This is a genomic window from Roseivivax sp. CAU 1761 (assembly GCF_054482755.1).
In genome coordinates this window covers 84,356-91,686 of record NZ_JBTLRM010000012.1, presented here as the reverse complement: position 1 = coordinate 91,686, position 7,331 = coordinate 84,356, and the positions used below count along the sequence as shown (strand labels likewise).

General features: G+C 71.6%; 9 protein-coding genes and 1 pseudogene. 3 read left to right on the top strand and 7 right to left on the bottom strand.

The window, feature by feature from the left end; all coding sequences use genetic code 11:
- Positions 1–401 (bottom strand): annotated as a pseudogene (locus ACXYMW_RS09775) (type III PLP-dependent enzyme); the annotation flags it as partial.
- A 114-nt stretch (positions 402–515) separates the two neighbouring features.
- Between ACXYMW_RS09775 and ACXYMW_RS09770 the strand changes: the two are divergent.
- The gene (locus tag ACXYMW_RS09770; protein WP_459035125.1) at positions 516–941 is read left to right on the top strand and encodes an Lrp/AsnC family transcriptional regulator; all 426 of its coding nucleotides are present in this window, start codon (positions 516–518) and stop codon (positions 939–941) included.
- Positions 942–962: 21 nt separating this feature from the next.
- Here ACXYMW_RS09770 and ACXYMW_RS09765 read toward each other — a convergent pair whose 3' ends face one another.
- Together ACXYMW_RS09765 and ACXYMW_RS09760 are read right to left on the bottom strand one after the other, a co-directional pair.
- On the bottom strand, positions 963–1,565 hold the full coding sequence (locus ACXYMW_RS09765; protein ID WP_459035124.1) for an inner membrane-spanning protein YciB: 603 nt from the start codon (positions 1,563–1,565) through the stop codon (positions 963–965).
- A 40-nt stretch (positions 1,566–1,605) separates the two neighbouring features.
- Complete coding sequence (locus ACXYMW_RS09760) at positions 1,606–2,508, bottom strand: DMT family transporter (RefSeq protein ID WP_459035123.1); 903 nt, start codon at positions 2,506–2,508, stop codon at positions 1,606–1,608.
- A gap of 99 nt (positions 2,509–2,607) precedes the next feature.
- Here ACXYMW_RS09760 and ACXYMW_RS09755 point away from each other — a divergent pair, with 99 nt between their 5' ends.
- Complete coding sequence (locus tag ACXYMW_RS09755; protein ID WP_459035122.1) at positions 2,608–3,117, top strand: MgtC/SapB family protein; 510 nt, start codon at positions 2,608–2,610, stop codon at positions 3,115–3,117.
- A 7-nt stretch (positions 3,118–3,124) separates the two neighbouring features.
- Here ACXYMW_RS09755 and ftsY read toward each other — a convergent pair whose 3' ends face one another.
- On the bottom strand, positions 3,125–4,465 hold the full coding sequence (ftsY, locus tag ACXYMW_RS09750; RefSeq protein ID WP_459035121.1) for a signal recognition particle-docking protein FtsY: 1,341 nt from the start codon (positions 4,463–4,465) through the stop codon (positions 3,125–3,127).
- A 107-nt stretch (positions 4,466–4,572) separates the two neighbouring features.
- On the opposite strand from ftsY, the gene ACXYMW_RS09745 reads away from it, so the two are divergent.
- Entirely contained in the window at positions 4,573–5,466 is an 894-nt protein-coding gene (locus tag ACXYMW_RS09745; RefSeq protein ID WP_459035120.1) for a lytic transglycosylase domain-containing protein, read from the top strand.
- Positions 5,467–5,518: 52 nt separating this feature from the next.
- On the opposite strand, the gene ACXYMW_RS09740 is transcribed toward ACXYMW_RS09745, so the two are convergent.
- From ACXYMW_RS09740 to ACXYMW_RS09730, 3 genes are read right to left on the bottom strand one after another with little or no spacing between them, the layout of a single operon-like run.
- Positions 5,519–5,707: a DNA gyrase inhibitor YacG gene (locus tag ACXYMW_RS09740; protein WP_459035119.1), complete on the bottom strand. Its 189-nt coding sequence runs from the start codon at positions 5,705–5,707 to the stop codon at positions 5,519–5,521.
- Positions 5,704–6,732 (bottom strand): ribonuclease E/G, encoded by a 1,029-nt coding sequence (locus ACXYMW_RS09735; protein ID WP_459035118.1) that lies wholly within the window; start codon positions 6,730–6,732, stop codon positions 5,704–5,706. Before ACXYMW_RS09735 ends, ACXYMW_RS09740 begins: the two co-directional genes overlap by 4 nt.
- Entirely contained in the window at positions 6,729–7,307 is a 579-nt protein-coding gene (locus ACXYMW_RS09730; RefSeq protein ID WP_459035117.1) for a Maf family protein, read from the bottom strand. The genes ACXYMW_RS09735 and ACXYMW_RS09730 overlap by 4 nt, the downstream gene beginning before the upstream one ends.
- Positions 7,308–7,331: the final 24 nt, after the last annotated feature.

The window sequence follows — 7,331 nt, the reverse complement described above, 5'->3', positions numbered from 1 at the left end:
ATCTCGCTGCCGCGCGGCAGCCCGGCGAGCTTCTCGAGTTCGCTGGCCCGGTCGACCGACCACGAGGCGATGCCGAAGCGGCGGGCGGCGGCGATCTCGTCGGGGGAGCGCACCGGGTTGTGGTAGTGCAGCCGCGCCGCCGGGGCCACGCGGCGCACCGCGCGCATCTCCTCGGGCGAGGCCACGTCGAAGGCCTCGAGGCCCGCCGCGCTCAGCCCCGACAGCACTTCCGGCGCCGGGTTGGCCTTGACCGCGTAGGTCACCTGGCCGGGAAAGCCCGCCCGGAACCGCGCCGCGCTCCGCGCCAGCGCGGTGGGGCTGAAGAAGAAGACCGGCCGGTCCGGGCGGTGCCGGACCAGATAGGCCACGGGATCGTCGGTTGCCGTGCGGGGATGTGTCATGGCTGCCTCGTTCTCTGCCTCACGGGAATGGTGAGGCGGAAAGGCGCCGATTTCTCTGGGCACTTGCTGCGATTTGCGCGACATTTCGGGCAGATCGACGATGCGAGCCGACATATGGACGAAACCGACCGCGCCCTGCTTTCCGCCCTGGCCGAGGATGCCCGCCGCCCGGTCGCCACGCTGGCGCGGCGGCTGGGCCTCGCGCGGACCACGGTGCAGGCGCGGATCGAGCGGCTGGAGGCCAGCGGCATGATCGCCGGCTACACGTTGCGCGCCGGTCCGGGGCTGCGGCCGGCATTGCGCGCCACGGTTCTGGTGGCGGTGGAGCCCCGGGCCGGCGCGGCGGTGCTGGCGCGGCTGCGCGGCCTGCCGGGGGTGATCGCCGCCCATACCACCACCGGACGGGTCGACATGATCCTCGAGGTCGCGGCCGAGACCACCGAGGATCTCGACCGCACGCTCGACGCGGTGGGCGAGGCCAAGGGGGTGAAGAGCTCGGAGAGCCTGATCCACCTCTCGACCAAGCTCGACCGCCGCTAGGCGCGGCGGCCGGGACACGGCTCAGGCGCGGTCGTCGCCGGTGCCGTAGCGGCGGAACAGCCCGCCCTGGAACAGGAAGAAGACGAAGAGCGCCGCGGTCAGGCCGAAGGTCTTGAAATAGACCCAGGCCTCGGTCGACATGGTGCGCCAGACCGCCTCGTTGGCGAGGGCCAGGGCGAAGAAGAGCACGGTGACGCGGCGCGTCAGCACCAGCCAGCCCTCGGGCTCGAGCGGCACCAGCCCCTCCATGACGTAGCGCAGGTAGCTCTGGCCGCGCAGCAGCCCGATGCCCAGGATGCCGCCGAAGAGCAGGTAGATCAGCGTCGGCTTCATCTTGAAGAAGCGGTCGTCGTTGAGCCAGACCGAGAGCCCGCCGAACACCACCACGAGGACCAGCGTCACCACCTGCATGCGGCTCAGATGGCCGGTCAGGCGCCACAGGGCGAGCGTCGCCAGGATCAGCACCGGGATGAAGCCCGCGGTGACCAGGATGAAACCGGAATAGGCCTCGCCGGCGATCTGGTAGGTGCCGTCCTTCAGAAACAGGTAGGCCACGAAGAAGGCCAGCACCGGCCCCAGTTCGAGCGCCGTCTTCACCGTGGGATTGATCTCGCGACGTGCCATCCGGCCCCCTTCTGCATCGGTTCCGCCTGATATGGGCGATCTAGCCGCCCATCTCAACGATCACCGCGCCGAGCGCGATCAGCGCCATCAGCATGATGCGGCGCGGCCCCACCGTCTCCTTCAGCGCCAGCCAGCCGATCAGCGCGGCGAAGACCGTCGAGGTCTCGCGCAGCACCGCCGCCTCGCCGACCTTGTCGAGCCGGGTCGCCATCATCACCGAGCCGAAGCTGAAGAAGGCGACGACGCCGCCGATCACCCCGCGCACCGCCAGCGGCCCGAGCGGCGGGCGCTCCGCCATGTGCCACCAGCGCCAGGCCGCGACCGGCGGCATGGCGATGCTGTCGATCAGGAAGAACCAGGCCAGGAAGGTGAAGGGGTTGGCGGTCGCGCGGATGCCGTAGGCGTCATAGGTCGTGTAGAGCGCCACGAAGAGCCCCGTGGCCACCGCGAAGGCCAGCGCCGGGCCCAGAGTGGCGCGGTTGTCGGTCAGGAAGATGTAGTTGTAGACCGCGAGCCCGAAGATCCCCGACAGCAGCACCGCGACGCCGAGCCATTGCACGCCGTTGAAGGTCTCGCCGAAGATCAGGTAGGCGCCGATCACCGTGAAGAGCGGCCCGGTGCCGCGCACCACCGGATAGACCACGGTGTAGGCCCCGCGGGTATAGGCCAGCGCCTGCAGCACCTTGTAGACGATGTGGATGCCGAAGGCCCCGGCAAGGATCGGCCAGAGATGCGGCTCGGGCCAGGGCACCACGAAGAGCGCGAAGGGCGCCGCCATCAGCCCGTAGCTGAGATCGATGGCGCCGCGCGACAGCCAGGGATCGTGCTTGCCCTTCTGCAGCGCGCCGAAGACGGCGTGCAGCAACGCTGCCAGAAGCGCCAGCATCATCGCCGCGCGATGCCCCGCCTCGGTGCCCTCGAGCCCGACGATCCAGTCGCTCATGCCGACGCCCCGCAGGCCCGCCGGGCGACAAGGAAACCCTGCCCCGCATGCCGCGTTCGGTATGTGTCGACGGAGGATACGAGGGATCGTGAAAGGATCATGCAGGAACTCATCCAGAACGAATTGCTGTCGGCCTTCTCGGCCACGCCGCTCGATGTCACGGCGCTGCGGCTGATCTGCGCCATCGTGCTGGGCGCGATTCTGGGCTGGGAACGCGAGGCCCGGGACAAGCCGGCAGGGCTGCGCACCCACATCCTGATCTCGCTCGCCGCCTGCCTGTTCACGCTGATCGCCTTCGACCTGATGGACCTGCCCGAGAACGACCAGGATTCGCTGCGCACCGATCCCATCCGGGTGATCGAGGCGGTGACCCAGGGCGTGGCCTTCCTCGCCGCCGGATCGATCATCACCCAGGGCGCCCGGGTGCGCGGACTGACCACCGGCGCCGGCATGTGGATGGCGGGCGCGGTGGGGCTGGCCTGCGGCACCGGGAACATCCCGCTGGCCTCGCTCGCCACCCTGCTCGGGCTGGTGGTGCTGTGGCTGCTGCGCAAGTTCGCCCGCAGCGACGACGACAAGGTCGAGGAGCGCGGCCCGGCCGAGCGGTAGCCCGGCCTCACGCCTCGAGACCGGTCAACGCGGCGGCGAACTCCTCGGGATCGAAGGGGGCGAGGTCGTCGATCTGCTCGCCGACGCCGATGGCATGGATCGGCAGGCCGAACTTGTCGGCCAGCGCCACCAGCACGCCGCCCTTGGCGGTGCCGTCGAGCTTGGTCATCACCAGGCCCGAGACATCGGCCAGCTTGCGGAAGGTCTCGACCTGGCTCAGCGCGTTCTGCCCGGTGGTGGCGTCGAGCACCAGCAGCGTGTTGTGCGGCGCCTCGGGATCCTTCTTGCGGATGACGCGCACGATCTTGGCCAGTTCCTCCATCAGGTCCTGACGGTTCTGCAGCCGGCCCGCGGTGTCGATCATCAGCAGGTCGGCGCCGTCGGCTTGCGCCTTGGCCATGGCGTCCCAGGCCAGGCTGGCCGGGTCCGAGCCCTCGGGCGCGGTCAGCACCGGCACCCCGGCACGGTCGCCCCAGATTTGCAGCTGTTCGACGGCGGCGGCGCGGAAGGTGTCCCCGGCGGCGATCACCACCGACTTGCCGGCGGCGCGGAACTGGCTGGCGAGCTTGCCGATGGTGGTGGTCTTGCCCGAGCCGTTGACGCCGACCACCAGCACCACCTGCGGTTTCGAAGGGTAGAGCGGCAGCGGCCTGGCCACCGGCTCCATGATCCGGGCGATCTCCTGCGACAGCAATTCCTTGATCTCGCGGGTGGACAGGCGCCAGCCCATCCGTCCTTGGGCCATGTTAGCGGTCACCCGGAGCGCCGTGTCGACGCCCATATCGGCGCTGATCAGCAGCTCCTCCAGGCTTTCCAGCATGTCGTCGTCGAGCGCCCGGCGCATCACCGGCGCCTCGGCCGGCCCGCGCCCGAAGAGCCGCCCCATCAGGCCGCCGCGGCGCTCCTCGGGCGCCGGGCCGTCGGGCAGCTCCTGCGGCGTCTCGGGCGCCGCGGGCAGGTCGCTCTGCGGGATTTCGAGCGGCGCCAGCGGCACCGCCTCGGACGGGCGCTGCGGCACCGGATCGGCGGGCGGCAGGTCCGAGGGGCCGGGATCCGGGGCCGGCCCGGGCGGCAGGTCGGGCGCCGGATCGCCGGGCACCGGGGCCTCGTTCGGCGGCGCCGGCGGGGTTTCCGGCGGCGTCTCGGGCCGGCCCGGGCTGGGCGCCGGCGGCGGCGTCACGTCGGGGCCCGGATCGGGCACCTGCGGGCTGTCGGGCAGGTCGGGACGGGCGGGTGGCGTGTCGGCGGGATCGGCGCTGCCGCCCTCCTCCACGATGGCGTCCAGCCCCTCCTCGATCTTCGAGGAGGATTTGAACAACCGGTTCTTGAGCTTGCCGAAAAAGGACATGGGCGCCTCGCGGAGCTTGGCCTCGGGATAGGGTTCACCTAATCGCGATCCGGGCCGAGGGAAAGGTCCGTTGACGGCGCCGGGGGCGCGCGCTCTATCCTCGCGCCATGCTCCGGGTTCTGTTCCTCCTGCTCGTGCTGATCCCGCCGCTGCCCGCGCTGGCCGGCGCGCCGGAGCCCGGCACCCTGTGCTCGACCGGGAAATGGAGCCAGGTGCAGTGCATCCGGCCGTCGCATTTCGTCTACGACACCTGCCAGGCGATCGAGCATTTCGCGGCCGTGCACGCGCTCGATCCCGGCTTCTTCGCGCGGCTGATCTGGCAGGAAAGCCGCTTCGACCCGAACGCGCTCAGCCACGCCAATGCCCGCGGTATCGCCCAGTTCATCGATTCGACAGCCTACCTGCGCGGCCTCGCCGACAGCTACAACCCGGCCGAGGCGCTGGAGCATTCGGCGCATTACCTGGGCGAGATGACTCGGCGCTACGGCAACCAGGGACTCGCCGCGGTGGGCTACAATGGCGGCGAGAAACGCGCCGAGGGGCTGATCGCCCGGCGCGCCGGGCTGGCGCAGGAAACCATCGATTACGTCAGGATCATCACCGGGCTCTCGGCCGAGACCTGGCGCGACGCGCCGCCCGAGACCCGCGATTTCCGGTTGCAGGGCGACATGCCGTTCCAGGAGGCCTGCCGCGACCTGGCGCAGAACCGCCGCCTGACCCGCTACAAGCCGCCGGCGCCGGCCCGCGCGCCCTTCGGCGTGCAGCTGGCCTACGGGCTCAGCGAGGCGGCGGCGCGCTCCGCCTTCGAGACCCGCAGCCGGGCCTGCCGCGCCGGCATCCAGGGCCGCCAGCTCGACATCGTGCCGGTGCGCAATCGGGTTTCGGGGCGCAAGCGCTACTACATGGCGCGGCTCGGCGCCAAGAGCGCGGGCGACGCGCATGCGCTCTGCGACCGGCTGCGGGCCCAGGGCTGCGTCTGCGCGGTCTACAAGAACGACTAGGGCGGCGCAGCGCCGCCCCGGGGCCCTGCCGCGCCGGTGAGGCAGGCGCAGGCTAGTGCGGCTTGTCCTCGTCGATGCGGCGCATGATCTCGTCCAGCGCCTCCTCGGCCTCTTCCGGATCCTCGGACGGGATCGCGTAGGCGCCGGTCATCCATTTCGCCAGATCGACATCGGCGCAGCGTTTCGAGCAGAACGGCCGCACCGCCGCCGCGGTGGGCTTGCCGCAGATCGGGCAGCTCATCGCAGCACCTCGGCCAGCGCCGGGCGGTCGCGCTTGCGCTGCAGCTCGATATTGCCCATCGGCGTCCAGCCGGCGAAGATCGTCTCGACGCTGTCGGCCTTCAGCGCCGCCTTCAGCACCGTCTCGACCTGCCGGCGCTCCTTCTTGGGGAACGGCGCCGGATCGACGGTGACGACGCCACCCAGACCGCGCAGGCGGAGCTGGCGCGGCAGGTCGCGGAGCGCCGCGATGGTGGCCTTGAGCCCCGCCGCGGGCGAGGTGTCGCCGCCGGTATTGACGTCGACCGCCACCAGCGCGCGGGTCAGCTCCACCGCCATCGAGGCGCCGCCGGGCAGGTCCACCAGCGGCCGCGTCAGCGCCTCCAGCGCCTCGGCCACGCCCTGCCGCTCGAAGGCGCCGGGGGCGCTGTCGACCTCTGCCGGCATGGTCCATTCGCGCCAGGCCCGGGCATGCGCGGCATCGCCGTCGACCAAAAGCTCGGCCGGGCCGTCGCGGTCGGCCATGACCTGGGCGGCCAGCGCCGCCATCTCGGCCACGTCCTCGGCGATGTCGGCGGCATCGGCCTCGGCGCAGGAGGAGCGCAGGATCAGCCCGTAGCCCTCGGCGCCGCCCTCCATGACGTCGCGGGCGAGGCCCAGAAGCTCGTCGCGCAGCTCCTCGTCGCGGATGCCGCGGGAGATGTTGATGCCCGGGGCCTCGGGGGTGACGATGGCGTAGCGGCTCTTGAAGAGCACCTTCTGGGTGACCGGGATCGCCTTGCCGGGCTCGGCATAGCCGGTGGCCTGCACGATCAGCCGCTGGCCCGGGGCGATGCCCTTGAGCTGGCGCAGATAGGCGGGACCGTCGGGCGTGTCGAGAAACAGCCCGCCCTGCCCCTTCATCGGCCGCCCGGCCACGGCGCGGTAGATGGTGCCGGGCAGCGCCGCGTCGCGGTCGAGGAACAGATCCTCGAGCTGGCCGTCGACGATCAGCGCCGCCGCCTCGCGGCCGCCCAGCTGATCGAGCGCAATGGTCACCCCCTTCATGCCGCCGCCTTCCAGACCGGTAGACCGGCCGCGTCGAGCAGATGCGCGGTCTCGGCCAGCGGCAGGCCGACCACGGCGGTGAAGCTGCCCTCGATCCACGGGATCAGCGCCCCGGCCGGGCCCTGGATGCCGTAGCCCCCGGCCTTGCCCTGCCAGTCGCCGGTGGCGAGGTAGCCGCGCAGCTCGGCCTCGGAGAGCCGCTTCATCTTCACCTGGGTGACCACCGAACGCTCCCAGAGCCGGTCGCCGCGGCGCACCGCCACGGCGGTGATCACCCGGTGCCGCCGCCCGGCCAGGGCGCGCAGGAAGCTCTCGGCCTCGGCGACGTCGGCGGGCTTGCCGAGGATGCGCCGGCCCAGCGCCACGGTGGTGTCGGCCGCCAGCACGACCTCGTCGGCCTCGGCCGGCACCGCCAGGGCCTTCTCGCGTGCCATGCGCTCGCAATAGGGCTTGGGCAGCTCGCCGCGGCCCGGCGTCTCGTCGATATCGGGGGCGCGGACGGCGTCGGGCGCCAGCCCAAGCTCGGCGAGCAGGGCGCGGCGGCGCGGCGAGCCGGATCCGAGAACCAGTTTCACAGCGTCAACCTCCGGACATGGGAA

Bases quoted from the DNA above. Each gene is read 5' to 3' on its own strand.
- ACXYMW_RS09770 (WP_459035125.1), top strand. From the start codon at position 516: ATGGACGAAACCGACCGCGCCCTGCTTTCCGCCCTGGCCGAGGATGCC.
- ACXYMW_RS09765 (WP_459035124.1), bottom strand. From the start codon at position 1,565: ATGGCACGTCGCGAGATCAATCCCACGGTGAAGACGGCGCTCGAACTG.
- ACXYMW_RS09760 (WP_459035123.1), bottom strand. From the start codon at position 2,508: ATGAGCGACTGGATCGTCGGGCTCGAGGGCACCGAGGCGGGGCATCGC.
- ACXYMW_RS09755 (WP_459035122.1), top strand. From the start codon at position 2,608: ATGCAGGAACTCATCCAGAACGAATTGCTGTCGGCCTTCTCGGCCACG.
- ftsY (WP_459035121.1), bottom strand. From the start codon at position 4,465: ATGTCCTTTTTCGGCAAGCTCAAGAACCGGTTGTTCAAATCCTCCTCG.
- ACXYMW_RS09745 (WP_459035120.1), top strand. From the start codon at position 4,573: ATGCTCCGGGTTCTGTTCCTCCTGCTCGTGCTGATCCCGCCGCTGCCC.
- ACXYMW_RS09740 (WP_459035119.1), bottom strand. From the start codon at position 5,707: ATGAGCTGCCCGATCTGCGGCAAGCCCACCGCGGCGGCGGTGCGGCCG.
- ACXYMW_RS09735 (WP_459035118.1), bottom strand. From the start codon at position 6,732: ATGAAGGGGGTGACCATTGCGCTCGATCAGCTGGGCGGCCGCGAGGCG.